At 62.7% G+C, this 25,337-nt stretch carries 23 protein-coding genes; 12 read left to right on the top strand and 11 right to left on the bottom strand.

The genetic code is table 11. From position 1 onward, the window contains the following. Entirely contained in the window at positions 1 to 729 is a 729-nt protein-coding gene (locus tag ACFMPD_RS07335) for a DUF938 domain-containing protein (RefSeq protein ID WP_380993146.1), read from the bottom strand. Further along, positions 726 to 1,808: an NAD(P)/FAD-dependent oxidoreductase gene (locus tag ACFMPD_RS07340; RefSeq protein WP_380993147.1), complete on the bottom strand. Its 1,083-nt coding sequence runs from the start codon at positions 1,806 to 1,808 to the stop codon at positions 726 to 728. The genes ACFMPD_RS07335 and ACFMPD_RS07340 overlap by 4 nt, the downstream gene beginning before the upstream one ends. Positions 1,809 to 2,027: 219 nt before the next feature. Between ACFMPD_RS07340 and ACFMPD_RS07345 the strand changes: the two genes are divergently transcribed. Together ACFMPD_RS07345 and ACFMPD_RS07350 are read left to right on the top strand one after the other, a co-directional pair. Further along, the gene (locus ACFMPD_RS07345; protein WP_380993148.1) at positions 2,028 to 2,381 is read left to right on the top strand and encodes a hypothetical protein; all 354 of its coding nucleotides are present in this window, start codon (positions 2,028 to 2,030) and stop codon (positions 2,379 to 2,381) included. A 3-nt stretch (positions 2,382 to 2,384) separates the two neighbouring features. Next, the gene (locus ACFMPD_RS07350) at positions 2,385 to 3,617 is read left to right on the top strand and encodes an HlyD family secretion protein (RefSeq protein WP_380993149.1); all 1,233 of its coding nucleotides are present in this window, start codon (positions 2,385 to 2,387) and stop codon (positions 3,615 to 3,617) included. A gap of 67 nt (positions 3,618 to 3,684) precedes the next feature. On the opposite strand, the gene ACFMPD_RS07355 is transcribed toward ACFMPD_RS07350, so the two are convergent. After that, positions 3,685 to 4,320, bottom strand: a complete 636-nt coding sequence (locus ACFMPD_RS07355) for a ChrR family anti-sigma-E factor (protein ID WP_380993150.1) — start codon at positions 4,318 to 4,320, stop codon at positions 3,685 to 3,687. Position 4,321: 1 nt separating this feature from the next. Beyond that, positions 4,322 to 4,858: a sigma-70 family RNA polymerase sigma factor gene (locus ACFMPD_RS07360; protein WP_380993151.1), complete on the bottom strand. Its 537-nt coding sequence runs from the start codon at positions 4,856 to 4,858 to the stop codon at positions 4,322 to 4,324. Between the two features lie 217 nt (positions 4,859 to 5,075). Here ACFMPD_RS07360 and ACFMPD_RS07365 point away from each other — a divergent pair, with 217 nt between their 5' ends. The 6 genes from ACFMPD_RS07365 to ACFMPD_RS07390 all read left to right on the top strand — a co-directional run bounded on the left by ACFMPD_RS07365 (position 5,076) and on the right by ACFMPD_RS07390 (position 10,932). Then, positions 5,076 to 6,356, top strand: coding sequence for an NAD(P)/FAD-dependent oxidoreductase (locus ACFMPD_RS07365; protein WP_380993192.1), 1,281 nt, complete (start codon positions 5,076 to 5,078; stop codon positions 6,354 to 6,356). Then, on the top strand, positions 6,353 to 7,108 hold the full coding sequence (locus tag ACFMPD_RS07370) for a DUF1365 domain-containing protein (RefSeq protein ID WP_380993193.1): 756 nt from the start codon (positions 6,353 to 6,355) through the stop codon (positions 7,106 to 7,108). The genes ACFMPD_RS07365 and ACFMPD_RS07370 overlap by 4 nt, the downstream gene beginning before the upstream one ends. Further along, positions 7,108 to 8,265, top strand: a complete 1,158-nt coding sequence (locus tag ACFMPD_RS07375) for a class I SAM-dependent methyltransferase (RefSeq protein WP_380993152.1) — start codon at positions 7,108 to 7,110, stop codon at positions 8,263 to 8,265. The genes ACFMPD_RS07370 and ACFMPD_RS07375 overlap by 1 nt, the downstream gene beginning before the upstream one ends. Positions 8,266 to 8,331: 66 nt before the next feature. Continuing rightward, on the top strand, positions 8,332 to 8,898 hold the full coding sequence (locus ACFMPD_RS07380; RefSeq protein ID WP_380993153.1) for a DUF3833 domain-containing protein: 567 nt from the start codon (positions 8,332 to 8,334) through the stop codon (positions 8,896 to 8,898). A gap of 106 nt (positions 8,899 to 9,004) precedes the next feature. After that, a complete protein-coding gene (locus ACFMPD_RS07385; protein ID WP_380993154.1) occupies positions 9,005 to 9,901 on the top strand; it encodes a thiamine pyrophosphate-binding protein in 897 nt (298 codons plus the stop codon). A gap of 143 nt (positions 9,902 to 10,044) precedes the next feature. Beyond that, on the top strand, positions 10,045 to 10,932 hold the full coding sequence (locus ACFMPD_RS07390; RefSeq protein WP_380993155.1) for a thiamine pyrophosphate-dependent enzyme: 888 nt from the start codon (positions 10,045 to 10,047) through the stop codon (positions 10,930 to 10,932). A gap of 399 nt (positions 10,933 to 11,331) precedes the next feature. Here ACFMPD_RS07390 and ACFMPD_RS07395 read toward each other — a convergent pair whose 3' ends face one another. Together ACFMPD_RS07395 and ACFMPD_RS07400 are read right to left on the bottom strand one after the other, a co-directional pair. Further along, positions 11,332 to 13,761: a tetratricopeptide repeat protein gene (locus ACFMPD_RS07395; protein ID WP_380993156.1), complete on the bottom strand. Its 2,430-nt coding sequence runs from the start codon at positions 13,759 to 13,761 to the stop codon at positions 11,332 to 11,334. An 88-nt stretch (positions 13,762 to 13,849) separates the two neighbouring features. Beyond that, positions 13,850 to 14,428: a sugar transferase gene (locus tag ACFMPD_RS07400; RefSeq protein ID WP_380993157.1), complete on the bottom strand. Its 579-nt coding sequence runs from the start codon at positions 14,426 to 14,428 to the stop codon at positions 13,850 to 13,852. A 712-nt stretch (positions 14,429 to 15,140) separates the two neighbouring features. Here ACFMPD_RS07400 and ACFMPD_RS07405 point away from each other — a divergent pair. The 3 genes from ACFMPD_RS07405 to ACFMPD_RS07415 all read left to right on the top strand — a co-directional run bounded on the left by ACFMPD_RS07405 (position 15,141) and on the right by ACFMPD_RS07415 (position 18,405). Continuing rightward, positions 15,141 to 15,998: an ExeA family protein gene (locus tag ACFMPD_RS07405; protein ID WP_380993158.1), complete on the top strand. Its 858-nt coding sequence runs from the start codon at positions 15,141 to 15,143 to the stop codon at positions 15,996 to 15,998. Next, complete coding sequence (locus tag ACFMPD_RS07410) at positions 15,999 to 17,540, top strand: GumC family protein (protein ID WP_380993159.1); 1,542 nt, start codon at positions 15,999 to 16,001, stop codon at positions 17,538 to 17,540. A 64-nt stretch (positions 17,541 to 17,604) separates the two neighbouring features. After that, the gene (locus tag ACFMPD_RS07415; protein WP_380993160.1) at positions 17,605 to 18,405 is read left to right on the top strand and encodes a CpsD/CapB family tyrosine-protein kinase; all 801 of its coding nucleotides are present in this window, start codon (positions 17,605 to 17,607) and stop codon (positions 18,403 to 18,405) included. 1,085 nt (positions 18,406 to 19,490) lie between these two features. Here ACFMPD_RS07415 and ACFMPD_RS07420 read toward each other — a convergent pair. The 4 genes from ACFMPD_RS07420 to ACFMPD_RS07435 form a co-directional block, all read right to left on the bottom strand. Then, a complete protein-coding gene (locus tag ACFMPD_RS07420; RefSeq protein WP_380993161.1) occupies positions 19,491 to 20,177 on the bottom strand; it encodes a maleate cis-trans isomerase family protein in 687 nt (228 codons plus the stop codon). A 63-nt stretch (positions 20,178 to 20,240) separates the two neighbouring features. Further along, complete coding sequence (locus ACFMPD_RS07425) at positions 20,241 to 21,404, bottom strand: M24 family metallopeptidase (RefSeq protein WP_380993162.1); 1,164 nt, start codon at positions 21,402 to 21,404, stop codon at positions 20,241 to 20,243. Beyond that, positions 21,401 to 22,555, bottom strand: a complete 1,155-nt coding sequence (locus tag ACFMPD_RS07430; RefSeq protein ID WP_380993163.1) for an amidohydrolase — start codon at positions 22,553 to 22,555, stop codon at positions 21,401 to 21,403. Before ACFMPD_RS07430 ends, ACFMPD_RS07425 begins: the two co-directional genes overlap by 4 nt. A 208-nt stretch (positions 22,556 to 22,763) precedes the next feature. Next, positions 22,764 to 23,237 (bottom strand): Lrp/AsnC ligand binding domain-containing protein, encoded by a 474-nt coding sequence (locus ACFMPD_RS07435; protein WP_476463231.1) that lies wholly within the window; start codon positions 23,235 to 23,237, stop codon positions 22,764 to 22,766. Between the two features lie 126 nt (positions 23,238 to 23,363). On the opposite strand from ACFMPD_RS07435, the gene ACFMPD_RS07440 reads away from it, so the two are divergent. Beyond that, positions 23,364 to 24,413: a pyridoxal-phosphate dependent enzyme gene (locus tag ACFMPD_RS07440; protein WP_380993164.1), complete on the top strand. Its 1,050-nt coding sequence runs from the start codon at positions 23,364 to 23,366 to the stop codon at positions 24,411 to 24,413. 57 nt (positions 24,414 to 24,470) lie between these two features. On the opposite strand, the gene ACFMPD_RS07445 is transcribed toward ACFMPD_RS07440, so the two are convergent. Beyond that, positions 24,471 to 25,166: a COQ9 family protein gene (locus ACFMPD_RS07445; protein ID WP_380993165.1), complete on the bottom strand. Its 696-nt coding sequence runs from the start codon at positions 25,164 to 25,166 to the stop codon at positions 24,471 to 24,473. Between the last annotated feature and the right edge of the window lie 171 nt (positions 25,167 to 25,337).

A 25,337-nucleotide genomic window follows, 5' to 3' on the forward strand; every position in this document is an offset into this window, starting at 1 on the left:
TCAGTCCTTTTTCGCATATTCGTTTTTTTGCAAGCGTTCTGCGTCCGCCGTCACGCTGCGTCTTTGATCTTGATCAGATCGTCGTTTTTCGAGAACAAAGGCCAGGTTGTTCGCCGGCATTTCCACAATTTTGACCAGCGACAGGCCGGCAGCAGCGGCCCTGTTCACAATGACCGAGCTGTCCTTGTATCCGATATTGGGATCGGCGGCCGTCAGGCTGGCGTGAAAGGCGGCGTCACCCTCGCTGGTCAACTTGCCGTTGCGCATGAAAGGACCATAGACCACGAACCGTCCACCGAGGGTCAATGCCCGTGCCGCCTGGTCGATCAGGATTTCGGCTTCCGGCATGCTGATCAGGTGCAGCAGGTTGACCAGCACGATCAGATCCTGCCCGGCCCAATCCACAGCCCATCCCGGGGCCGTGGCGTCCAGGTGTCGCGCCGGCGCCAGATTGGCCAGATCGGCGTCGGCGCGATAGGCATCGATGCTGGCGCGCCGCGCCGGGTCCGGCTCGGTAGGCTGCCAGTGCAGGCCGGGCAGGCCGGCGGCAAAGGCGACCACGTGCTGGCCGGTTCCGCTGGCCAGTTCCAGGGCCCGGCCGCTGGCCGGGGCGACCCGGGCCAACAAATCGCAGAGCGGCGCCCGGTTGCGGTCTGCCGAAGGCGCCGACAGACGGTCGCCGGGACCGGGCACGGCGATGCTGGCGGTATCGGGCAGGCGGCGGATCACTGGCGCAGCCTTTCCGGGGTCAGTGCCGCCACCACGTCCGGCGGCAGTGCGCTGGGGAGGCCGCTGATCAGATCGGCCAGAAGCTGCGCCGCCGCCGGTGCTGTCTGAAAGCCATATCCGCCCTGTCCGGCGCACCAGATGAAATCGTGCTGCACGGGGTCGGGCCCCAGAACGAGGGACCGGTCGGGCGCAAAGGACCGCAGCCCGGCCCAACTGGTTTCCACGCGCGTCACCGGTTCGGTTACCATATCCTGATATCGGGCCAGCCCCTCGGCCAGCACCATGTCGTCGGTAAACGCGTCCTGCGGCGCGACCGCGTCTTCCTCTGCCGGCGAGACCAGCAGCTTGCCGGCGTCGGGTTTAGCATACCAGCTTTCTCCGGTGCCCATAACCATCGGCCAGGTCCCCACGACCTGACCACCCGGCGCGGGCAGACGGACCATCGAGCGGCGATAGGACACGATCCCGATCGGCGGCAATCCGGCCAATTGCGCGACCTCGTCGGCCCAGGCACCAGCGGCGTTGACCAGTTGTCGCGCGTCATGCCCCCCGCCCCGCGCCGTTTCGACCTGCCAGCCCCCGCCGCGACGCGTGATCGCGGTGACACGGGCGCGGGTCAGAACCTGACCGCCGTGGCTGCGGATCACCCGGGCCAGATCCTGCATCAGACGGTCCGTGTCGATATCCCGGGCACTGTCCCGATAGGCGGCCAGTTCGACCGCTTTAGGGCTGAGAATCGGAACCATTTCGCGCGCCTGCGCCGCCGGGATCGGCGCCAGGTTGAGATCGGCGGCATCGGCCAGAAACCGGTCGTGCTGGGTCGCGTGGGCCACCAGCAACAGGCCGCGAGGTGTCAGATAGCCGCCGCCGCTGTTGCGCAGATAATCATGGCTGGCCAGGTTCAGGGCCACCGTGCTGGGCAGGCCGTAATCCGCCACGAACAACGCTGCCGAACGGCCCGAACTGTGGTAACCCGTCGCGTCTTCGGCCTCGAGCACGGTCACTGACCCCAGTGACGACAACCACGCACCGGCGCTGAGACCGGCAATGCCGCCGCCTATGACAAGGAAATCCGTCATGATTGTTCGCCCAATCGCTTTTTGGCGGGCTCGGAAAGCGGGCAGGTGGTCCAGGGGCGGCGGCTGGCGGAACGATTCATGGCCGCAGAGTGGCACGCCCGGCGCCGTGGCGAAAGGGCGGGCTGCGGGGATAATCCTGCCCAATCGTGATGTTGCCGACGTGCGGGGCTTAGGTCATAGTGTCTCGCGACGTCATGCGAGCAAAGAAAGGGTGTCACAATGGAAACGCCTGCGGTTCATCCTTTGGCCCCCGAACACTTGCCGGCCTTTCTGGCCGCTGCGGATGGCAGCGACCCCTTCTTCACCGGGATTGTGGTCTTTGTTCTGGCGCTGATAGTCGGCGTCGGCATCCTGTATCTGACATTGCATTCTCTGCCCGAGCGCATGGCGCATGGCTATCAGAGCAGCCAATTCCAGTTGATCGGCATTCTGTGCCTGCTGGCCCTGTTCACACATAACAACACCTTGTGGCTGGCGGCACTGGTTCTGGCGGCGTTCCGCGTGCCGGATTTCATGACGCCGCTGAAATCGATTTCGGATTCTCTGGAAACCATCAAGTTGCAGGGTCGCTGATAGATGCTGGAATTCCTGTTCTGCTCGATGCTGACGATCCTGCCCGATTACCTGTTTCGCCGCTATGCACAGGGCAAGCGGCTGGGCAAAGAGATCACGCTTTTTTCGGTCTGGCATGAATTGCGCTGGGGGATCACCCTGTGCGCCATTCTGACGACGACGCTGATCACCATCGTGTTCTATTATCACCCGTCCACGAAATACGTCCGGTCCTATTTCAGGACCGTGACGATTCTACCGGAAACCGGCGGGCGGGTCAGCGAGGTGCACGTGGCCAACAATCAGCTGGTGCAGGCCGGGGATCTGCTGTTCCGTCTCGATCCGTCAAGCCAGCAGGCCGCCGTCGAGACCGCCCGGCGCAAGATCCAGGAGGTCGATGCCCAGACGGAGGTGGCCAAGACCGAGCTTGCGGCGGCGGTGGCCGGTGTCAAGCAGGCCGAGGCCGCCGTCGATGTGATCGAGGACGATTATCTGCGCAACAAGGCCCTGCTGGATCGCGGATCGGCCGCGGTTCCCGTGGCTCAGGTCGAGCGGCAGGAAAACGAGCTGAATGTCCGTCGGGGCGCACTGGAGGCGGCGCAGGCGAACCAGGCCTTCGCCGAGGAAAAAATCGAGATCCAGTTGCCTGCCGAGCGCGCCAGCGCGATTGCGTCGCTGGCCCAGGCGGAAACCGAGCTGGCCAAGACCGAGGTTTATGCCGGGGTGACCGGGCGGGTCGAACAGTTCGGTCTGCAGGTGGGCGATTACGTCAACCCGATCCTGCGCCCGGCCGGCATCCTGGTGCCCAGCACCTTTGACGGGCAACGGTTCGTGGCCGGGTTCGGTCAGATCGCCTCGTCTGTGGTCAAGCCCGGAATGATCGCCGAGATGGGCTGTCTGTCCGAGCCGTTCACGATCATTCCCATGGTGGTTGTCGGCATTCAGGACGTGATCCCCTCGGGTCAGATACGCCCGACCGATCAGCTGGTCGATCCGCAGGACAACATGCGGCCGGGGACGCTGACGGTGTATATGGAACCCCTGTATCCCGAAAACAGTCTGAAAATACCGCCGGGCAGCACCTGCCTGGCCAATGCCTATACCAGCATGCATGACGTGCTGGCAGAGGACGATCTGGGCTTTTGGAAAACGCTGTATTTCCACGCCGTGGATACCGTGGCCCTGGTGCATGCTGCGCTGTTGCGCATCCAGGTGTTGATCTTGCCGGTTCAGACGCTGGTGTTTTCAGGACACTGACCGGGGATCCGGCCAGGCGGCTGCCACGCGGTCCCGCGTGAGGGCGCGGGCCGGATGTGCCGCAGCTTCAGATGCGAAACAGGGGCTGCAGCAGCCGCGGCACCAGCGAATTGAACCGCAGCGGCGCGTCGGTGGCCGCCAGGCAGATGCAGGGCGGCCCGCTGTCTGCGGTCGGCGTGTGTTCCAGGCTTTCATCGGCAATTTCCAGATCCCCGACGCCAAACCGCCCGGTTTCATCGCTGAAACTGCCCTGCAGCACCAGCGTCAGTTCCAGCCCGTTATGGCTGTGGTCGGGCACGGCCTGACCCGGCGGGATGTAAAGCAGGCGGGCCGAGCCCTCGTCACTGGCCGAAAGGATGCTCTGGCGTACGCCCAGACCCAGGGATTTCCAGCGCGGTGGTCGCCCTTTCAGTTCGTGCATGACCGGCCCCGGAAACACACCAGAGCGTTCATAGACCGGTTCCGGCGCGCAGGGGGCATCCAGGCGAGCGAACAAGTCGGATTTAAGGGTTTCAGACAGATCGGCCGCGTCGGTGGTTTCCAGTATGGCCCCGCCGACGGACTGATGCGACGCCAGCGCGGCGCGACATTCCAGACACAGCGACACGTGGCTGGCGATCACCACGGCAAAGGGGTGGGGCAGGCTGCCCGCGGCATAGGCGGCCAGCATCGCGTCGGGGATATGGTGGGTGATAGCGGTCATCTTATCGCATTCCCTTCAACTCGTGGCGCAGACGGTCCAGCCCAAGCCGGATACGCGATTTGATTGTGCCCAGGGGCAGGCCGGTCTGGCTGCTGATCTCGCTATGGGTCAGTTCGCCCAGATAGGCCTTTTCGATCATGCTGCGTTGGTCGGGCTTAAGGCGGGACAGGGCCTGTTGCAGTCTGCCGGCCTCTTGTTCCAGCGACAGGATGTGGCTGGCGTCGGGTTCCTGATCGGGCTCGTGCGACAACTCCTCGGGCAGCGGGCGCTGTTCCTTGCGGATCAGGTCGATCTGCCGGTTGCGCGTGATCTGATATATCCAGGCCGAAACCTGGGCGCGATGCGGATCGAACTGGTCGGCCTTGCGCCAGACGGTCAGCATCACCTCCTGTACGACCTCTTCGGCCTGGCCGGCCGGGAGGCCCGAGCGCATGATGAACCCCTTCAGACGCGGTGCAAAATGATCGAACAGGGCAGCAAACGCCGTGCGGTCGCGCCGGTCGCGCACCGCCAGCATCCAAGTGGTCTGCAGAGACATCTGCGCGGGTTCTGACGGCACCGGTCGCTTGTCCTTTTGAACCGCGCGGCGTGCGTGGACGGCGGCATGGGGCTGGGGTGGGCACAGGGTCAACATATCGCTGTTACGCCCGCGATTGAAGGTCGGATCACTATTTCCGGTTCCGGGGCGATTTTTCTGGATATTGATCCGTCGCGCGATTTCCTGCGTATTGAAAGGAAACAAGACCGGAGACTACATGTCCTTTGCCAATCGTCATATCCGCCCGCAGCGTATCGCGATCATCGGGGGCGGCATTTCGGGGCTGGCCAGCGCCTATCTGATGTCGCCGCATCATGCGGTCACGCTGTTTGAGGCCGGGCCGCGGCTGGGCGGGCATGCGCGCACGGTCCATGCCGGGCGCAATGGCGATCAGCCGGTCGATACCGGGTTCATCGTGTTCAACTATGCCAATTATCCGCATCTGACCCGGATGTTCGCCGATCTCGATGTGCCGGTTGCCAAAAGCGACATGAGCTTTGGTGCTTCGATCAATGGTGGTCAGATCGAATACGGTCTGCGCGACCTGCGGGCGCTGACGGCGCAGAAACGCAATCTGGCGCGCCCCGGTTTCGCCCGCATGGTGCGCGACATATTGCGGTTCAACGACCGAGCCGAGGCGGTGGCGCGCGATGACAGCGCCTCGATTGGCCAGTTGATGGACGAACTTGGTCTGGGCGACTGGTTCCAGCGCTACTATCTGATGCCGCTCTGCGGTGCGATCTGGTCGACACCGCCCAGCGAGATCCGTGATTTTCCCGCCCGCACCCTGGTGCAGTTCTTTCGCAACCACGCGTTGCTCAGCACGTCCGGACAGCATCAGTGGTGGACCGTCGATGGCGGCAGTATCGAATATGTGCGCCGGCTGGAAACCTGCCTGCGCCACCGCGGTGTGGCGATCCGCACCGGAACGCCGGTGACACGGGTGCGCCGGCATCGCGGCCAGGTCACCGTGCACAGTGCCGCCGGCCCGCATGCGCCCTTTGATCAGGTGATCCTGGCCTGCCATGCCGATCAGGCGCTGGGGCTGCTGGCAGACCCCAGCCCGCGCGAGGCCCGCGCGCTGTCGTCAATCCGGTTTCAGGACAACCGCATGATCCTGCACCGTGACACCGGCCAGATGCCGCAGCGCAAGGCGGTCTGGTCCAGTTGGGTCTATACTGCCGACACCGCGCGTCAGGAAACCGCCATCGGTGTCACCTACTGGATGAACCGGCTGCAGAACATCGACGAAGACGATCCGTTGTTTGTCACGTTGAATCCTTCTCGGCCTGTGCCCGAGCACCTGATCTATGACGAAACCCGCTTTCGCCATCCGGTCTTTGACGCCGCGGCCTTGGCGGCGCAGCGCGAACTGATCGATCTGCAGGGCAACAAAAGCACCTGGTTTGCCGGGGCCTATACCCGGCACGGGTTTCACGAGGACGGTTTTGCCAGTGCCGTGCGCATCGCGCGCAAGATGGACCGGCAATGCGCATGAGACAGCCGGCGCAATATATCCCCGGCGTCACCACGCACAGGCGGCGCGGCGCGACGCGGCACGGGTTTCGCTATGCGGTTGACTATGTGCTGATCGACGCCGAGCAGCCCGGCCCGCTGCCGCTGTTGTTTTCGCACAACCGGTTCAATCTGGCCTCGGTACAGGACCGGCACCATGGCGGCGTTCCCGGCGCCGGGCGCGGCGCGGGCTGGGTACGCGACCTGCTGGCACGGCATGGGCTGTCGGGTGACGATCTGCGGCTGCATTTGTTGACCCAGCCGGCGTTTCTGGGCCGGGTGTTCAACCCGGTCAGTTTCTGGCTGGTGCGGCGCCAGAGCGATCTGGTGGCTGTGATCGCCGAGGTGTCGACCCCGTTCGGCGACCGCCATTCCTATCTGTGCTGCAATCCGGGTTTCGCGCCGATCACGGCCCAAAGCCGCATAGCGCGGCCCAAGTCCCTGCACGTGTCGCCCTTTCAGCAGGTGGCGGGCGGATATGAGTTCGTTTTTGATATCCGAAAGGACCAGGTGGCGATCCGCATCCTGTACAGCAATGGCGACGAGGGTGTTCTGGCCACACTGACCGGCCCGTGCCGGCCGCTGACCAGCGCGGCGCTGCTGGGCGCGGCCCTGCGTCGACCGCCGGGCGCGCTGCGCACCATCCTGCTGATCTATTGGCAGGCATTGCGGCTGAAACTCAAGGGGGTGCGGTACCGGACCCGACCAGCCCCGCCCAAGACCGAGGTAACCTGATGTTGTATCTGAGCAATCGCGTCAAAAACGACTTTCTGCGGACCTGCGAAGGTATCGCGCAAGGCAGTCTGCGCCTGTACACGCCCGAGGGCGAAATTCATGATTTCGGCCAGGGCCGGCCCGAGGCGGAAATGCGAATCCACGACTGGTCTGTGGTCACCACGCTGGCGGCGCGTGGTGATGTCGGGCTGGGCGAGACCTATGTGGCCGGGCTGTGGGACACGCCCTCGGTCGAAGACCTGGTCCGGGTGGCGCTGCTGAACCTGGACCGGTTTCAAGGTTACGCCTATGCGGGGTTCTGGAACAGCCTGAAATTCCGCATCGTCGACCGGTTGATCCGCGCCAATTCTACCCGTGGCGCTGCCCGCAACATTCGCGCGCACTACGATGTCGGCAACGAATTCTATCAGCTTTGGCTGGACCCCGGCATGACCTATTCTTCGGCGATGTTCGCGCCCGGAGATGACGATCTGGGGCGCGCGCAGAACCGGAAATATGATCGTATCCTCGATCGCCTGGACAAGGGTGAGCGGGTGCTGGAAATCGGCTGCGGCTGGGGCGGGTTCGCCGAGCGTGCCGCCGATGCAGGCCGTCATGTCACCGGTCTGACCCTGTCGCCCAGCCAGAAAGGCTATGCGGATGCGCGGCTGGACGGGCGCGCCGATATCCGGCTGCTGGATTATCGCCAGTGCGACGGGCGCTTTGACAATATCGTGTCGATCGAGATGGTCGAAGCGGTGGGACAGTCCTATTGGCCGACCTATTTCGCCACGCTGCGTGCACGGCTGGCCGAGCAGGGACGCGCGATGATCCAGGCGATCACCGTACCGGACAGCTATTTCGACATCTATCGGCGCAGTTCGGACTATATTCGCCAGTACACTTTTCCGGGCGGCATGCTGCTGTGCAATGCAGCGATCGCTGAACAGGCCGGCCGGGCCGGTCTGGCGGTGCGGAACACGCATGCTTTTGGCGCGGATTATGCCCGAACCTGTCAGCTGTGGGATGGGCGGCTGCAACAACAGTCGGCCCGTATCCGGCGTCTGGGATATGACGAGGGGTTTCTGCGCAACTGGCGCTTTTATCTCGGCATATGTGCCGCATCGTTTTCCGTCGGGCAGACGGATGTCGTGCAGGTCGAACTGGCCCATGCCTGAGCGCGCAACCTACCGGCCCCGGCAGCGCTTTGCCGGTGAAGCGCCATGCTGACTGTTCTGCTGACGTTGGGCGCTGTTCTGGCGGGGTGGCTATTGGCGCGGCGACGGATCGGGTTCGCGGCACAGCGCCCGGCATTTTACGCGGAAACGGCGCCCGTCTTCGATCTGCGCCGGCATCTGTCTGGCACCTTCCAGTCCGAGGGCGTTATCTATGGCCCGCTGGGGCGCGTGGACAGCCGGTTCGTGGCGCGGATGCAGGGGGATTGGCAAGGCGATCAGGGCACGCTGCGCGAATCGTTTCGCTTTGCTTCCGGTGCTACGCAAACGCGCGCCTGGCAGCTGCGCCTGACAGACGGCAACCGCTTTACGGCCACCGCCGACGATGTCGTCGGCACAGCCCACGGCGAGCAGAGCGGCGCGGCTCTGCGCCTGATCTATCGTTTGCGGCTGCCTGCGGATGCCGGCGGACATGTCCTTTCGGTGGTCGATTGGCTGTACCTGACAGAAAATGGCAGCATCGTGAACCGCTCGGAAATGCGCAAATTCGGCATCAAGGTCGCCGAACTGGTGGCCACCATGCGCCCGCTCGCGCCCACGGACGCGGATTCGCCACAGCCCGTACTTTCTGACTGACCGCGCCGGTTACCCCAAAGGGACACTGGACTGCGCCGATCCGGCACGCCAAACATGGCGGCGGGCCGGCGCGGTGCCGGGCAAATGATCCTGCGAGGAATTCGAGATGACGCGCAATGGCGGGCAGCTGCTGGTGGAAAGCCTGGCGGCGTTGGGGGCCAGCAAGAGCTTTGGCATTCCAGGCGAAAGCTATCTGGCGGTGCTGGATGCGCTGCACGACACGGCAGGCACGCTGGACTATGTGCTGTGCCGCAACGAAAGCGGCGCGGCCTTCATGGCGGCGGCCTATGGCAAGCTGACGGGGGCGCCAGGCATATGCTGGGTTACCCGCGGCCCCGGTGTCACCAATGCCTCGATCGGGGTGCATACGGCGATGCAGGACAGCGCGCCCATGCTGCTGTTCGTCGGGCAGGTCGGGACCGACATGAAGGGGCGCGAGGCCTTTCAGGAGATCGATTACCGGGCGGTGTTCGGCACCATGGCGAAATGGGTGGTCGAGATCGACCGGGTCGAACGCGTGCCCGAGATCGTCGCCCGCGCCTGGACCGCCGCCACGACCGGCCGCCCCGGACCCGTGGTGATCGCGCTGCCCGAAGATATGCTGACCAGCCAAACCGACACCAAACCCTTGCGCCAGCCAGCCGAACTCTGTGAGCCTGCGGCCCCAATGGCGGCGCTGGACAAGATGCAGGCGCTGCTGACGGCAGCGCAGCGTCCGCTGATTCTGATCGGTGGCTGCAACTGGAGCGATGCCGGCAGGGCGGCGCTGCAATCCTTTGCCGAGGCTTCGGATATCCCGGTGATCGCTGCCTTTCGCTATCAGGACCAGATCGACAATTTCTCGCCTGTCTATTGCGGCGAAGCAGGGGTCGGCATGCCGCCGCATGTGCGCCGCATGATCACCGAGGCGGATACGATTCTGGCGATCAATCTGCGTTTTGGCGAGATTGATCACCGAGGCGGATACGATTCGGGCGATCAATCTGCGTTTTGGCGAGATTGATCACCGAGGCGGATACGATTCGGGCGATCAATCTGCGTTTTGGCGAGATTGATCACCGAGGCGGATACGATTCGGGCGATCAATCTGCGTTTTGGCGAGATTGATCACCGAGGCGGATACGATTCGGGCGATCAATCTGCGTTTTGGCGAGATTGATCACCGAGGCGGATACGATTCGGGCGATCAATCTGCGTTTTGGCGAGATGACCACCGATGGTTACAGTCTGCTCTCGGTGCCGGTGCCGCGACAGGCGCTGATCCATGTGCATGCCTCGGACCGGGAAATCGGCAAGATCTATCAGCCCGCCCTGGGGATACAGGCCGGTGCGAATGCCTTTGCCGCGCAACTGACGCCGACGCGGGGCGGCTGGTCGGACTGGCGCGCGCGCGGCCGCGCCGCCTATCTGGACAGCTTTGACGCGCCTGAACAGCCCTCGCCCGTCGATATGGTCAAGGTCAGTTCCTGGTTGCGCCAGAACCTGCCCGAGGATGTCATTCTGACAAATGGCGCGGGCAATTTCACCGTCTGGCCCAACAAATTCTTCCAGTTCGGACCCCGGGCGCGGCTGCTGGCGCCGCAATCCGGGGCGATGGGCTATGGTCTGCCGGCCGCGATCGCCGCCAAGGTGGCCAGTCCTGATCGCATGGTGGTCTGTTTCGCCGGGGACGGCGATTTTCAGATGACCTGCACCGAGCTGGCGACAGCTCGCCAGGCCGGGGCGCAGCCCATCATTCTGCTGGTGAACAATGGCATTTACGGCACCATCCGGGCCCATCAGGAGCGGGCCTATCCACAGCGGGTTTCCGGCACCAGCATGACCGGGAATCCGGATTTCGTGGCACTGGCCCGGGCCTATGGGTTTCATGGCGAAAGGGTCGAACGCACCGAGGATTTCGCGGCGGCCTTCCAGCGGGCACAGGCCGCCCCGGCCGGGGCGCTGCTGGATCTGTCCGTATCGCCCGAAGCGCTGACACCGCGTCAGACGCTCAGCCAGATTCGCACCGCCGGGCTGGCTGCGCGGGGCGAATGACGCGGTCGCCGCAATCGTGGTGCGGCCAAGGCTTGCCGCGATGCTGTGGCGAAACGCTCATCCGATACGCCGTGCTGGCGTTTGCAGAGTGTATCGTCAGTCGTCGCATCGGGGGAACGTCCAACAGTCCGGGATGGTGGCACGCGCCCGGCCTGTGAGGTGCGGACCGAAAGGGTACAGCGGTACCCGCCCGCTCAATCCTTGCACGGCAGCCGGTGCGCGGTCCAATTCAGAGCGTTTTCGCAAGTTCAGCAAGCAGCGCAACTCTGCCGAAACCCTCGGCGATTTCTCTGCAGGTGGGCGCGTACAGCACAAATGGGCACGACCGCGCCGGGGGGCGGGCGGCCGTTTCCGATAGGCAGGCGCGACGGGCAGGATAGTTGCCGCCGGCGCCGCCGGTCACTGTTGCGCGTCTGAGGCCTGTTCCAGCCGCTCGATCTCGCTGGCAACCTCGCCGGCGAATTGTGGCGGGTTGGCCGGATCGATCATCGCTGCCACCTTGCGGAACTGCTCCAAAGCTTCGGTATTGCGGCCCAATGCGGCCAAGTTTACGGCCAGATGGTATTGCACCGTCGGGTCATCCGCCAACCCGTAGGCTGCGGCCTGCAGGTATCTCAGCGACGCCTCGTGGCTGCCACGCCGGAAGGTGATCCAGCCATAGGTGTCCTGAAAGGCCGGCACGTCGCTGTCGCGCAGCCGCCGGGACACCGCGTAAGCGCGCTGAAGGCTCTCGTCGTCGGTCCGGTGGGTGGCCAGCAGGCTGGCCAGGTTGTTGGCGACGATCAGAGAACCCGAATTGTTCTCGTACATCTTCTCATAGATCGAAATGGCGCCCTCGATATCGCCGTCACGTTCCAGTTCGCCGGCCCGGGCCCAGAGCAGGTCGCCATTCTTCGGCAGGGCGGTCAGGGCGTCGTTCAGTACGGCGCGGGCCCCCTCGATATCGCCGGTCTGCGCCTTGAGCCGATACAGGGCGATCCAAACGTTGGGTTGTTGCGCGTTGCCCGTCAGCAGGTCGCGGAAAATTGCTTCGGCCTCGTCCGGCTTGTTGTCGCCGACCAGTAATCCGGCCTTGAGAAACCGCAGGGTCGCGTCGTCCGGGGTCTTGCTCAGCAACTCGTCCAGATAAGCACTGGCTGCTTCCGGACCTTCCGAGGCCAGGCGGGCGCGGACCAGCGCGATTTCCGCAGTTCTGCCCATCACCTCGTCGCCGGTCAGTTCCTCAAGCATCGCGTTCAGATCTTCGGTGCGGTTCTGCTGGGCCAGTTTCTGAGCCGTCAGCGACTTGGCCCGCAAGAGCGCTTGCGGATCCTCCAGCCGTTCCAGGTCTCTGACGACGCTTTCGACACGGCTCCAGTCTTCCATCTGAGTGTAGATATTTCCGAGCATGGCCAGCAGGGCCACGTTGCCGGGGTTGACCCGCAACGAGTCGATCAGCACGCCCTCGGCGGCGACCAGCTTGTTGTCAGCGGCCAGAAAGTTGGAATAGCGGATAGATTCCGCGGCGCCACGGCTTGAGGCCTGAACCGCCAGCGCCAGCATTTCGCCCATCAGTTCACGGTTGCCCTCGCGCTCATAGGCGCGGGCCAGCAAAGACACCAGGACGGCATCCTCGGGCGACTGGTTCAGCGCGCCACGCAGCATGACGATGGCATCGGCGGTTTCGTCGTCGTCGATCAGCCAGTTGGCCTTGAGCTTGATGGCGTCCGGCTGCGAGGGGTCTTCGCTCAGGATTTGCTCGATCAGCGCACGCGCACCGACCGCGTTGTTCTGGCGAAACAGCATCCGCGCCAGATCGACTTCGAAACTGCGGGTCTGGTCGGTACGCTCGGCGTCCTTGACCAGGGCCTGCATCTCGGTCACGCCGGCCTCCTGATTGCCCATTTCAAAGTTCAGCTTGGCCCGTAGCGCCTGGAAAGCCCGCAATTCGGGACCGCCCGCAGCGATCAGCCTTTCAACTTCCTCGAGCGCCTGTTCACGGCCGTGAACCTGTTCGAGGAAGCCCAGCAACTGCACCTGATCGATGGTTTCCGCACCATCGCGACTGGCGTCCTGGCGCAGGAATGCCTCGGCTTCGTCCAGTTTTTCTTGTGCGACCAGAAACCGGACCAGCGATTGCTTGAAGCTGCCGCGCTCTTCGGGAAACCGCTGCATCAATTCACGCAGCTGGCTATCGATCCCGTCGAGATCTCCGATCTGTTGCAGTACGGCCAGTCGCATCTGATAGAGACGTCGGCTGTCGGGATCCATTGCCAGACCCTCGTCAATCACGTCCAGCGCCGCATACCAATCCTGCTTGCGCAGCAGGTCGTCCAGCACAATCTCCCGGGAGCTGCTGAGCGACTTGTCCTGTTCGACCAGTGCCTGAGCCTTGATGATGGCGGCCTGCTGGGCGTCGTCGTTCTTGTCCTGCACAGCGTGGAAATACTTGACCGCGTTGTCGATGGACTGAACCAGGATATCGTCCGGCGCAAGCGCGATCGCCTTGGTCACGTGCCGTTCGGCCTCGTCCCAGTTGCGCGCGTCGACGGCCATTTCGGCCAGAGCGCGGCGGCCCTCCAGGTTTTCGGGGTGTTGTTCGACAAGCCGCAGATAGTGTCCGTAGGCGTCCTGAAAAATGCCCCGGTCGCGCTGAGCGCGGGCATAGGCCAGACGCGCACCTTCATGCTTGCCGTTCAGTTGAAAGACGTTGCGGAACTCGACAAGCGCGCGGTCCACATCCCCTTCTTGCAGCAGGGCCAGACCGGTTTGATAGTGTGTTTCGGCGCGTTCTTCTGCTGTGTCGCAGGCTGCGGTCAAACCCAGACCGACGGCGAGAACAGCAGCCAAACCCACACGGCTCAGCCGTGATTGCAAACGATTACGCCGAACATCCATGATTTTGCCGATTCCCTACGTGGCTGCAGATACGTGGGAATCAGTATCCTGTCGCGCGAAACACGACAACAAAGGTTTTCGCCAAGATTGAGCAATCATTGGCAAAGGACAGGTTGTAGAAATACTTGTCGTCATATTGCGCACGCGCGGTAAAGGCGGTGTCGTTGCGGTCGGTGACCTGCCACAGCCCCGAAATTCCGGGGCGCATCCAGTAATAGGACCGGCCCGGGTAGAGATTGGTCTGATCGACCATCATTGGGCGCGGCCCGATCAGGGACATGTCGCCGATGATCACGTTCAGTACCTGGGGCAGTTCGTCGAGGGAACATTTGCGCAACATGGTGCCGATACGGGTCACGCGCGGGTCTTCGCGCAGTTTCTGGCTGTGATCCCATTCGGCGCGCGCCTTCGGGTTGTCGCGCAGATGCGCCTCGAGCGCCTGATCGGCGTTCGACACCATCGTGCGGAACTTGAACATCTTGAACACGCGGCCTTGCCGTCCGACACGACGCTGAACGTAGATCGGCGATGATCCGTCAAGGGAAACCAGAAGGGCCGTCAGCACAAGCAGCGGCAGGGTGACGGGCAGGGTCAGCAACACGATGGCAAGATCCAGCACCCGCTTGCCCGCCAGAGAATAGAGATCTGGCTTGACAGTACATCGTGTTGGAACAACATCTGAAACAGACACGGCCTTGAGGCGCGTCGGGTCATTAATTTGAAACGTCATATTCCACTCGCTTTACTCAGCACACACACGCAAAAAAATATCGTCGCAATCTGCGGCTCTTGCACGGCCACCCTCTCACTACCCGACAATATGAATAATTACCTAAAATTTGCAGATAAACAACCGCTTTGTTAGCCCCTTGAAATTCAGCCATGCGTTTATACTATTGAAAAATAAAGATAAAATTTGAATGCTGTTGCGTGTGAACATTTTATGGTTTCGCGACCTGTCGTGCGGTACTAATCCGAATGGCCAGTGACGCTGGTCTGGCATGGGCGCCGAGGGTCTTGATCCGCCGTGATTCTCAACTGTACCGGGAATGTGGCGGTTTCATCTCGGGTTTGAGGGGTGGCAGTGGGGGGTGCGGTGCAAACCCGCCGATAGGGTCGCCGGAAATGGCCTTGATTCGTCGGGCATTGGCGGTGACGCAAGATTGCGGGAGCTGAATGATCGGCGCCGGGCCGTGCTTTCGCTGCAAATGCAGCGATACGCATTGCCTTTTGCGGCAAAAGCAGGGATGCAGGACCGGGGGCTTGACGGTTCAATCCCGCCTCTTTGACATTATATAAGTGTCAACTGGTTTGTGAGTATCTGACATATCATGTCGCAGTCATCTTTTTACCTGGGCTATTTCGGCCTGAAAGAGCGTCCGTTCACCTTGGTTCCGGATCCCGGGTTCCTCTATTGGTCGCCACAGCACAAGCGCGCCTATGCAGTGCTTGAATACGGCGTGCTGTCTCGGGCGCCGATCACGCTGCTGACCGGCGAGGTCGGGTCAGGCAAGACGACCCTGTTGCAGAATCTGCTCGGCCAGATCGAAGAGGATGTCATCGTGGGGCTGGTTTCGAACGCCCAGGGCAACCGCGGCGAGCTTTTGCAGTGGGTCCTGAACGCGGTGGACGTGCCGATCGAATCCGAGGCGACCTATGTACAGAACTTTCAAAAACTTCAGGAATTCCTGATCGAGCAGTATGCCCAGGGCCGCCGTGTGGTATTGGTCTTTGACGAGGCTCAGAACATTTCTCGCGAAGGGTTGGAAGAGCTACGTATGCTGACCAACATCAATGCCAACAAGGACGAGTTGGTGCAGTTGATCCTGGTCGGGCAGCCCGAGCTGCGCGACATGGTGCGCCATCCCAGTATGAGCCAGCTGGCGCAGCGCGTTTCTTCCAGCTTTCATCTGAATCGCATGAGCGCCGAGGTCACTCAGGGGTATATCCGGCACCGGCTGAAGACCGCGGGCGGGACGGGCGACGAGTTCACGGCAGGCGCCTGCCTGCTGGTTCATGATGTGACCGGCGGCGTGCCGCGTCTGGTCAATCAACTGTGCGACTTTGCGCTGCTCTATGGCTGGAGCGAGGATACCGGCACGACGGTCTCGGGTGGGATGGTCCAGTCGGTCATTGACGACGGGGTCTTCTTTTGCGAACAGACCATTGAGAGGGAGGCACAGGCCTAGATGACCAACCTTCGGTTTTACCTTTCGCTGTTTCTCCGCCGGTTGCCGTTGTTCCTTTTGGTCGCGGCCAGCATTTCCACGGTATCCATATTCGTGGCCTTTACGCTGCCCCCGGCCTACGAATCCAAGATGGTGCTGATTGTCGAGGCACCCCAGATCCCCGATGCCCTTGCCCCCAGCACAGTGCGAATGCCCGGTCCGCAGAGGCTGCAGATTATCGAGCAGCGGCTGATGACCCGCGCCAATCTGCTGGATATTGCGCGCCGGCTCGAAGTCTTGGCGGATCAGAACGAGATGAATCCGGACGAGATCCTGCAGGCGATGCAGGCGCGCACCACCATTCTAAAGACCCGCAATCCGAACGAAGCCAGCATCATGACCGTCACCTTCGAGGCCAGAACACCAAGATTGGCAGCCGGGGTGCTGAACGAATATCTTACGCTGATCCAGGCCGATGATGCCTCGTTCCGCAAGGGCCGCGCGGGCCAGACGCAAGATTTTTTCAAGCAGGAGGTCGCCCGGCTGAATGCCGATCTCGAAATCCTCGGCGCCCGGATCCTCGAATTCAAGAACGCCAATGCCGGTGCCCTGCCGGACAGCCTGGCATTTCGGCAGCAACAGCGCACCGAACGGCAGTTGCGCCTTGAGGAAGTGGGGCGCGAACTGTTCACGCTAACATCGCAAAAACAGCAGTTGATTGATGTATTCTCACAGACCGGTCAGGTGATTTCGGACACGTCCAAATCGCAGAGCAAGACGCAACTGCGGCTGGCCGAAGCCGAGGCCGAACTGGACGACGCGTTGCTGGTCTATTCGCCCAACAACCCACGCATCAAGATCTTGCAGGCCAAGGTCGAACAGCTGCGCGAAACCGCGCTGGAGGAGGCCGCCAAGCTCAACGGCGAAGAGCAGGCGAGCACCGGCAATTCGGCGCTCGATTTCCAACTGGCCAGCATCGACACCCGCATTTCCGCCCTGCAACAGCAAGAGGCGTCGCTGAAACAGGATATCGAGCGTCTGAACGACTCGATCCGAAAAACGCCCAACAACGCCATCATTCTGGAAGATCTGCAGCGCGACTACGACAACGTTCTGGCTCAGTACAATCCTGCGGTTCAGCGACTGGCCGATGCCGATACCGGCGAACGCATCGAGATCCTGTCCCGCGGCGAGCGGATTTCGGTGATCGAGCAACCGGCGGTGCCGAGCGAACCGACCAAGCCGAACCGGATCAAGATCGCTGGCGGCGGAACCGTTCTGGGCGTTGCTGCCGGGGTCGGGCTGATCGTTCTCTTGCTGATGCTCAACGGCGCGCCTCGGCGGCCCGAGGATCTGATCCGCAAGCTGGACGTGTGGCCGATTGCGACACTGCCGTATATTCGGACTCGTCGCGAAGTTATCCTGCAGCGCAGCGTGAAACTGGGGCTGATCCTTGTCATTCTGGTCGGTGTGCCGGCGGTCGTCTGGTCGGTCCACACCTTTTACCAGCCGCTGGATCTGGTGGCTGACAGGGTGATGAACAAATTGGGCGTAAGGTGGTGACAAGTTCCATGATGACAATCGAGAATGCGAGGGCCGCGTGACAGACCGTCTTCAGCAAGCAATAATGAAAGCCCGATCCGAACGCGAGGGGTTAGGCGATACGCCCAGCATCACGCGCTCCCGTTCCGCAAAGGACCCGCGACAGACCGTTCAGGACGCCTGGCAGGCGCTGTCCCCGCTGTCCGTGGACCGAAAGACGGTGATCCGTAACCGTCTGGTCGCCAGTACCAGCGGGGAAATGGCCATACCCTTTGACATGCTGCGTACCAAGTTGCTGCAGCAGGTCAAAGAGAACAAGTGGCGCCGGATCGCGTTGGTGTCGCCAGGCAGCAATTGCGGCAAGTCGACGATCGCCGCCAATCTCGGTTTCAGCCTGAGCCGCATGAAGGAACTGCGCACGATCATCATGGATTTCGATTTGCGACGCATGGGGTTGGGCAAAGTGCTGGGCCAATCGCAGTCGCTGGGCATGCCTGACGTGCTGGCCCGCGAGGCGGATTTCTCGGACGTGGCACAATGTCTGAATGGCAACGTCGCTTTTGGTCTGAATGCGCAGTCCGGCCGCAACCCCTCGGAAATCCTGCAAAGCGCTCAGACCTCTGAGATCCTGGACGAGATTGAAGAAGCCTATCAGCCGGATGTCATGCTGTTTGATATGCCACCTCTGATGGCGAATGACGACAGTCACGGGTTCCTGCAATCGGTGGACTGCGCCTTGCTGGTGGTGGTGGCGGAACAGACACCCATGGAACAGATCGATGTGGCGGAACGACAGTTGGCGGCGCTGACCAATGTCTTGGGGATTGTCCTGAACAGGTGCCGGTACACCACCGGGGCGCATGGCTACGAGAACGAATATTACTGATCTGCCTGGCCGGCGCTTGCCGGCAGGGAGCGCACCGGGTTCGATGAAACCGACGAAGGGATCAGTCGGGACTGCGTGTGCAACACGGTGCGACGACAACGCCCTGACTGGGCAGCACTCGGCCTTATCGGGGGGGGGGCGGCGGCGTTTTGGCCTGAGTTGTGCCAACGCGAAGCCCGGCTTTGCCCTGCTCTGTGGCAGTGCGATCGAGTTCGGCTTGCAAGAACGGCGCGATACCAGCTTGACCCGCCGCTTTCGGAGATCCAGCGCTTGCGCATGGAGCCAAGTTGCGGATCACCAAGAAATGCCTCCGCGAATCGATGGTCGATACCCGAATACACCGGGCTTTGGATCGATGGCGTCGTCCAAAGCCCGGGAAACAGCCAGGGCAAATTGCGAGGCAAGTCAGTTGCAACAACCGGGCGCGCGCTCCATCGAGAGCAAGTGGTTTGCTCGGAACTGCCATGCTCTTTCGGATCCTGATCATCGATCATTGGCCGACGACGCACCAGGTCGCGCCGCCCATGGCCAATCGCGTGCGCATTGGCGGATTACCGTTTTTCGGCGGCTGCCTGGGCTGCAGGTTGACGGTCGGGAACCGGTCCTGTGTCCTAATATCAGGTGGCCGCAGGCCGGCCAGATGATCTGTGGCCATGATCCGGTATCTCGACTTTAATAGGCGTTCTTCGGGCTCCATGCATTTCATGGCCGAACCGCTCTCGGCGCGGGCAAAGTCCACCGGCGCGCGGCTTCAATGCGGTCTGGCTTGGCCGGCGAAACTTGCAGCGACAGGTTCGATGATATCGAAGGATTGCCATGCAGGATCGACGGGTTGCCCGATGTCAATCTGTCCACATCTCGCCGGCCATCGTCCGCACCGGGCGGGCCTCGGAGCATTCACTTGATCAGGTTCCGCAGCATTTCCCTGAGCGGGTAAAGGCAGGCATCGATCCTCAAAAACTTGTGCCTTCCCCTGCCGGCCCATTCTCCGCCGTGCCGCTCACAATCAGCAGGCCGGCAGAAGGCTTTGACGAATAACGCCGGCGTTTTCGAGGGCCGAAAATCGCCGCCTGGCCCGTCAGGTTTTAAGCAAAGAGTTTTCCAAATTTGGCGCTGGCGTCTTCTATGCCGGCCAATCGAAGCATGTGCCAGGCAAGCGCCTGGTTGCTGGAGATGACCGGCACGCCAATTGTCGCCTCGGCCTGGGGGATGACATCAAGACACCGAAGGTTTGTGCAGGAAATGACCACGGCATCGCAGGGCGCCTTTGTGACGACGGTCTCTATGGCCTGAAGGATCGAGGCCGGGGTGATCCGTGCCACCAAGCGATCGTTACCTTCTTCGAACGAGCCGAAGCTGGCGATCTTGAACCCCGCGCATTCCAGGTTCTGCCGCATCCTGGCCGAGACCTCGGGCACATAGGGCGTGACAAAGCCGAGACGTTTGGCGTTCAGGTGTCGGCCCGCGGCGACAATGGCCGCAAGCGGATCGGTCACGTTGGCTCCTGGGCACACGCTCTGGATCGCCCGCGCCACCTTGTCCGAGCCGATCACAGAAGACGCCGAGGTACAGCCGAAACCGATCGCGTCGAACCGCAGCGAAGGTGGCAGCAGGCGCGCCGAATCAGGCAGATCCCGTTCCATACGCGCCAGCGTATCGGGTCGGATCTCGGGAACCATGGCGATACGGCTGTGATAGAGGGCAACGCCGGACATTCTGAGGATGCGCGCGAATTCATGCTCAAGCGTTTCGTCGGTTTCCAGCACGATCACGCCAAGGTTTGCCCGGATGCCGATACCGCCATCTGTCTGGAATTCAAGCTGCATGGACCCTCCTCATATGACCGGCAGTTCGGGCGCGGCGCGCTCGGTCAACAACTGAGCCCCGCCCGCCCGCACCACGATGTTTTCCTCGTGAACCATGATCCGGCCATCGCCATAGCCAAGCGACGGTTCCAGTGTCAGCACCATATTCTCGGTGATCTCTGTCATGTCCCAGGCGGCGTGCGAGGGCCATTCGGTCAATTGCATCCCGAGCCCGTGACCGAGCCGCCCGACATCCCCCCCCTGATCGTCCATCTCGGCGATCACCTTCTGCATGGCGCAATACAGGCCGCGGCACGTGGCCCCCGGGCGCGCCGCTGCGATCCCCGCTTCGGTGGCTCGCCACAGCACGTCATAGGCCCGGCGCGAGGCGTCATCCGCCGAACCAATGGCAAAGTTGCGGTCGAAATCGCAAAAATACCCGTCCCAGTTGGCGCCGGTGTCGAGCATCAGGATATCGCCCCGGACCAGCGGACGGCGGGATGGCGGCGAGATCACGTCGCTGTAACCGCCGGTCTCGGCCCCCCCGACCAGATAGGGAACGTCGTCGGCCCCCTGGGCCAGACCTTCGCGGCGGAAGGCCCGGAACAGGTCTTCGAGCGGTTGCCCTTCGTGCGCGAGGTCGGGAACCCGGGCAAAGGTGCGCGAGCCGATGGCGCAAATATGCGCGATCTTCTCGATCTCGGCGTCGGATTTCACCATCCGCAATTCCCGCACCAGCCAGGTGGCGTCGGCGAACCGCAGCCCGCCAAGCCCCGCCGCAAGCCGTTCGAAATCGCCAAGCGGCATCCTCAGATGCGTCTCATGGCCCTTCATCAGACCGATGGTTTCGCCGCGCACCGCGTGGGGCGTCAGAAGGTCGGCCAACAGGCTGATCCCGTCATCCTCGGGCGCGGGGGCGCTCCAGCTGCGGATATCGTCGATCCAGGTGCGCCGCATGAGATCGGCGCCGATTTCGGGGATGATCGCGACGGGCTTGCCCGTTGCCGGAACGAACAGGAACCATGGCCGTGTCGGGCTTTGCCAGAAGAGGGTATGAAAGCCGCTGAAGTACCGCACCTCGGGTTCCGTCGTCAGCAACAGGCCGGCCATTCCGGCCTTGGCCATCGTTGTCTGTGCCCGCGCAGTTCGGGCGGCGAATTCCTCTGTTCGAAAACCGCGGTCAGGGGGGGTCATGATACCGGGTCCTTTTGCTGTGGCAGCCGGTCGTGAACCAGCCTGACCCAAAATTCGGCGCCGATCGGCAGCAGAGCATCGTTGAAATCATAGTCCGAGGCGTGCAGCGGTTGGCCATGCGCCCCTGCCTCGCCATTTCCGAGCAGCAGGAAACAGCCCGGTACGACGGCTGAAAACTGCGCGAAGTCCTCGGAAAAGCTCATCGGGGCACGATCCTTGACAAGGTCGCAGCCCGCGGCTTCTGCCGCGCGGTACACGGCCGAAACCGGCGTCTCGGCATTGATGGTCTCGACGAACTGGGTATCAAAGGAGACCGAAGCCGTGATCCCGTGCGCGGCAGCCACCCCATCGGCGATCTGGCGTGTGAACCGTTCGATGGCGAGGCGATCTTCGGGCGAGCGGGCGCGGAAATCTCCCCGGAGCGTGGCATTTCCCGGCAATACATTGCGCTGGCCGTCGGTCAGGAACTCGGTGATCGAGACAACGGCGCCGGATGCGGGTGCAAGCTTGCGCGCGACGATGGTTTGCAGCCCAAGCACGATCTCGGCGCCGACCGTGATGGCGTCGATACCGGTCTGCGGCATCGCGGCATGACCGCCCCGGCCTTTCACCGCAATCTCAAACAGAGTTTCACTGCTGCAGATGATACCCGTGCGCGTCGAGACCTGACCTGTGGGGGCGCCGGGCAGGTTGTGGATGGCATAGACCTCGTCGACCGGAAAGCGCTGCAGCACGCCTTCGTCGATCATCGCGCGGGCACCCAGGCCGTGTTCTTCGTTCGGCTGGAACAGAAAGATCACGGTGCCATCGAAAGTCGGTCGTGCCGCCAGCCGTTCGGCTGCGCCCAACAGCATGGCCATATGCCCGTCATGGCCACAGGCATGCATGACGCCGGGCGCGGCAGAGACATGGCCGTGCGTCGAGGTTTCAGCGATGGGCAGAGCGTCCATGTCGGCGCGCAGCCCGATGGCTTTGTTGCCGCCACCGGACCGCAGCACGCCGACAACGCCCGCGCCGTCATGCACCTCGATTCCCAGCGCCCGTAGACGCGCGGCCACGACCGCCTTGGTCCTTGTCTCTTGAAAGCCCAGTTCGGGGTGCCGGTGCAGATCATGACGCAGCTGTGTCAAACCGGTCTGAGAGTCGCTCATCCTGCACCCGTCCTGTGGCCCTACCCGAAAGATAGACCGCAGCGTCGCCCATGAGGTATCGAGTTTTGCTGCATTTGGCAGAAAAACTTGCATGAAACCGGCCCCTGCAGACCGGATCCGGCAAACCGGCCCCTTCCGGGGCAGGCGGGCGGGCCCGACTCGGTCTGCGGCGTCGCACGCTTGCCGGGCACGGCGAAACGCTTACGGTTCAGATCGGCAGGTTCAGTCCGACCTTGGTACGGTCCATCGCGACAGAGGTGTGGAAACGCCGGACATTCGAGTTTTCAAAAAACAGCCGTTGGGTCAGGGTCTCGAAATCCTGCATGTCCCGGGCCGAGCAGATCAGAATGAAATCTGCTTCGCCGGTGACATAATAGCACTGCTGGACCTGCGGTTCGGCCCTGGCGCGTTTGCGAAACACATCGAGCTGTTGCAACGATTCCCGTTCCAGTTCGACATGCACGATAAAAGTCATCCTGTATTCAAAGCGGGCCGGGTCGAGCACCGCCACTTCTTTCAGGATCAGGTTGGAGTCCCGCAACCGCTTCAGCCGCCGCTGAACCGAGGGAACGGAAAGACCGCATTCCTGTGCCAGATGTTCAAGACCGACACGACAATCGGCCTGCAGTGTTCGCAGAATGGTGAGATCTGCCTGGTCTAGCTTGTCTGGCGCCATGCCCATGAACAATACCCGCGCCTGTTGAGGGTGATGTGAAAGAATTTATCGACGATAGGACCAAGAACGAAAAATGGAAATAGCTGACAGATGCTAGATATTGCGGCGATGACTACAGCGTACAGAGGCGACATGACCGAGACAGACAGCCTGGAATTTCGCCCCGACTTTGCCCGTGCTCTGGCATTCTTTGATGCCCGGCAGGACTATGAAAGGTCCCCGTTGCGGGAATTGCAGACGCCGGACGGCCTGCGGTTCTGGGCCAAGGACGAGACCGCCCGCATGGGGCTTGGCGCGTTCAAGGCGCTCGGCGCGCCCTATGCTGTGTCCCGGATTCTGGCCGAGGCCTGGCACGCGAAAACCGGCGAAACGCTGACGGCCGCCCGCATGGGCGACGCCGATATCCGTGACTTTGCCGCGCCTTTCACCTTTGTCTGTGCCAGCGCCGGCAATCACGGCATGGGCGTCGCCGCCGGGGCCCGGGCCATGGGAGCGCAGTCGCGGATCCATCTGGCCCGGACCGTGCCCGAGGGGTTTGCCCGGCGCCTGTCGGCTTTGGGCGCCCAGGTGGTCCGATCGGGCGATGTCTATGACGACAGCGTGGCGGCTGCGATTGCCGATTCCGACCACAGCGGTGCGACACTGTTGGCGGACGGTACCTGGCCCGGCTATACCGAAATCCCGAAATGGGTGATGGAAGGGTATTGTGTCATCGCCGAGGAACTGCGCACCGCGTTTCTGACCTCGGGTACATGGCCGACCCATGTCTACCTGCAGGCCGGCGTGGGGGGCTTGGCGGCGGCCATGGCGCATATGATCAGGCTGAACTGGTCTGAACAGCCCGAACTGATCGTTGTCGAGCCGGCGGCCGCGGCTTGTCTGAAAGCCAGCCATCAGGCCGGCAGACCGACCCGCGCCGACGGACCCGACTCGGATATGGGCCGCCTTGATTGTAAAGAACCATCAATCGTGGCCTGGCACGTGCTGCAACGCTGTGACGTGCGCTATGAAACGCTGACCGAAGACGAGGGCGCGGCCGCGCCCCGGACGCTGGCCGCGCTCGGGGTCGACACGACACCCTCGGGCGCCGCCGGTTTCGCGGCGATGACCAGACAGGCGGCGGCGATCCCCGGCACCGGCCGGTTCCGCCCCCTCGTGATCGTCTCGGAGGGCGCAACATGACCAAGAGTACCGGGCGGCGGCCGTTCAGCCGGATACCGCCGGCGCGCAGGATACGCCCTATCTGTTTGATTCGATCACGCCGGGCAGATCGTCACGCTGTGCCCCGCGCGGCGCCCTGATCTGTCCCAGCAGCCAGTTCGGCCCCGCCAGTAGAGGTTTCAGCGCCGCGTTGCCGCGCAGACCGGCCTTGAACTTTTCGATCTGCATTACATTGTCGATACGGCGGTCCAGAAAGGCCCAGGTCGCGGCATCATCCGGGCTGGTGTCGCCCAGCCAATACAGCACGGTCGACGAATAAACGCCGGACAAGGTGGCGCGTTTGGTGTACCAGTTCACGTCCTGCGACGTGTCCCCCAGTGCGGTCCAGATCCGGTCGCAGGTCTGCCAGACCGCCCCGGCTCCGGCTGCGGCATGCTGGGGCAGTGCGAACAAGGTCGCGCCACGCCGTACCAGTTCCTTGTCCTCGACCGCCTCGAGGCGGAAACGAACCGCCGTTGCAATCCGGTCGCGGAATTTCAGCGTGCTCAGATCCTCGGCCGCCAGACGGTCCAGCATCGCCCGATCGCCGCGCGCATGATAGGCCAGCGCCAGATCCACCGGTCCGCGCGGGCACAGCCGGCGCATTGCGTCCCGTTCAAGGCCGATATCCGACGCCGCCGCCAGCAGCGTTGCGTCCGACCATCCGTCAAACGGAACATGTATCACGGCGGCATCCAGCAACTGATCCAGTCGCGGGTCATGGGGCAGGGTCACGGCGTTCTCCTCGGTCTGATCAGGCGCAGCAGCGTTGGTTCGGGCGTTCCGAACCCAAAGATGCGGTACCCTAAGAATGCGATTTTTCGGCCGCTGATGAAAGTGGACTTTGCGTGAGCTCTGATCACGACGGCCACCGGACCCCTATGGCAACGGCCCGGTTCGCGCCGG

The organism is Sedimentitalea sediminis, assembly GCF_042687825.1.
Classification (GTDB): Bacteria; Pseudomonadota; Alphaproteobacteria; order Rhodobacterales; family Rhodobacteraceae; genus Sedimentitalea.

Bases quoted from the DNA above. Each gene is read 5' to 3' on its own strand.
- ACFMPD_RS07340 (WP_380993147.1), bottom strand. From the start codon at position 1,808: ATGACGGATTTCCTTGTCATAGGCGGCGGCATTGCCGGTCTCAGCGCC.
- ACFMPD_RS07345 (WP_380993148.1), top strand. From the start codon at position 2,028: ATGGAAACGCCTGCGGTTCATCCTTTGGCCCCCGAACACTTGCCGGCC.
- ACFMPD_RS07350 (WP_380993149.1), top strand. From the start codon at position 2,385: ATGCTGGAATTCCTGTTCTGCTCGATGCTGACGATCCTGCCCGATTAC.
- ACFMPD_RS07355 (WP_380993150.1), bottom strand. From the start codon at position 4,320: ATGACCGCTATCACCCACCATATCCCCGACGCGATGCTGGCCGCCTAT.
- ACFMPD_RS07360 (WP_380993151.1), bottom strand. From the start codon at position 4,858: ATGTCTCTGCAGACCACTTGGATGCTGGCGGTGCGCGACCGGCGCGAC.
- ACFMPD_RS07365 (WP_380993192.1), top strand. From the start codon at position 5,076: ATGTCCTTTGCCAATCGTCATATCCGCCCGCAGCGTATCGCGATCATC.
- ACFMPD_RS07370 (WP_380993193.1), top strand. From the start codon at position 6,353: ATGAGACAGCCGGCGCAATATATCCCCGGCGTCACCACGCACAGGCGG.
- ACFMPD_RS07375 (WP_380993152.1), top strand. From the start codon at position 7,108: ATGTTGTATCTGAGCAATCGCGTCAAAAACGACTTTCTGCGGACCTGC.
- ACFMPD_RS07385 (WP_380993154.1), top strand. From the start codon at position 9,005: ATGACGCGCAATGGCGGGCAGCTGCTGGTGGAAAGCCTGGCGGCGTTG.
- ACFMPD_RS07405 (WP_380993158.1), top strand. From the start codon at position 15,141: ATGTCGCAGTCATCTTTTTACCTGGGCTATTTCGGCCTGAAAGAGCGT.
- ACFMPD_RS07410 (WP_380993159.1), top strand. From the start codon at position 15,999: ATGACCAACCTTCGGTTTTACCTTTCGCTGTTTCTCCGCCGGTTGCCG.
- ACFMPD_RS07415 (WP_380993160.1), top strand. From the start codon at position 17,605: ATGAAAGCCCGATCCGAACGCGAGGGGTTAGGCGATACGCCCAGCATC.
- ACFMPD_RS07425 (WP_380993162.1), bottom strand. From the start codon at position 21,404: ATGACCCCCCCTGACCGCGGTTTTCGAACAGAGGAATTCGCCGCCCGA.
- ACFMPD_RS07430 (WP_380993163.1), bottom strand. From the start codon at position 22,555: ATGAGCGACTCTCAGACCGGTTTGACACAGCTGCGTCATGATCTGCAC.
- ACFMPD_RS07435 (WP_476463231.1), bottom strand. From the start codon at position 23,237: ATGGGCATGGCGCCAGACAAGCTAGACCAGGCAGATCTCACCATTCTG.
- ACFMPD_RS07440 (WP_380993164.1), top strand. From the start codon at position 23,364: ATGACCGAGACAGACAGCCTGGAATTTCGCCCCGACTTTGCCCGTGCT.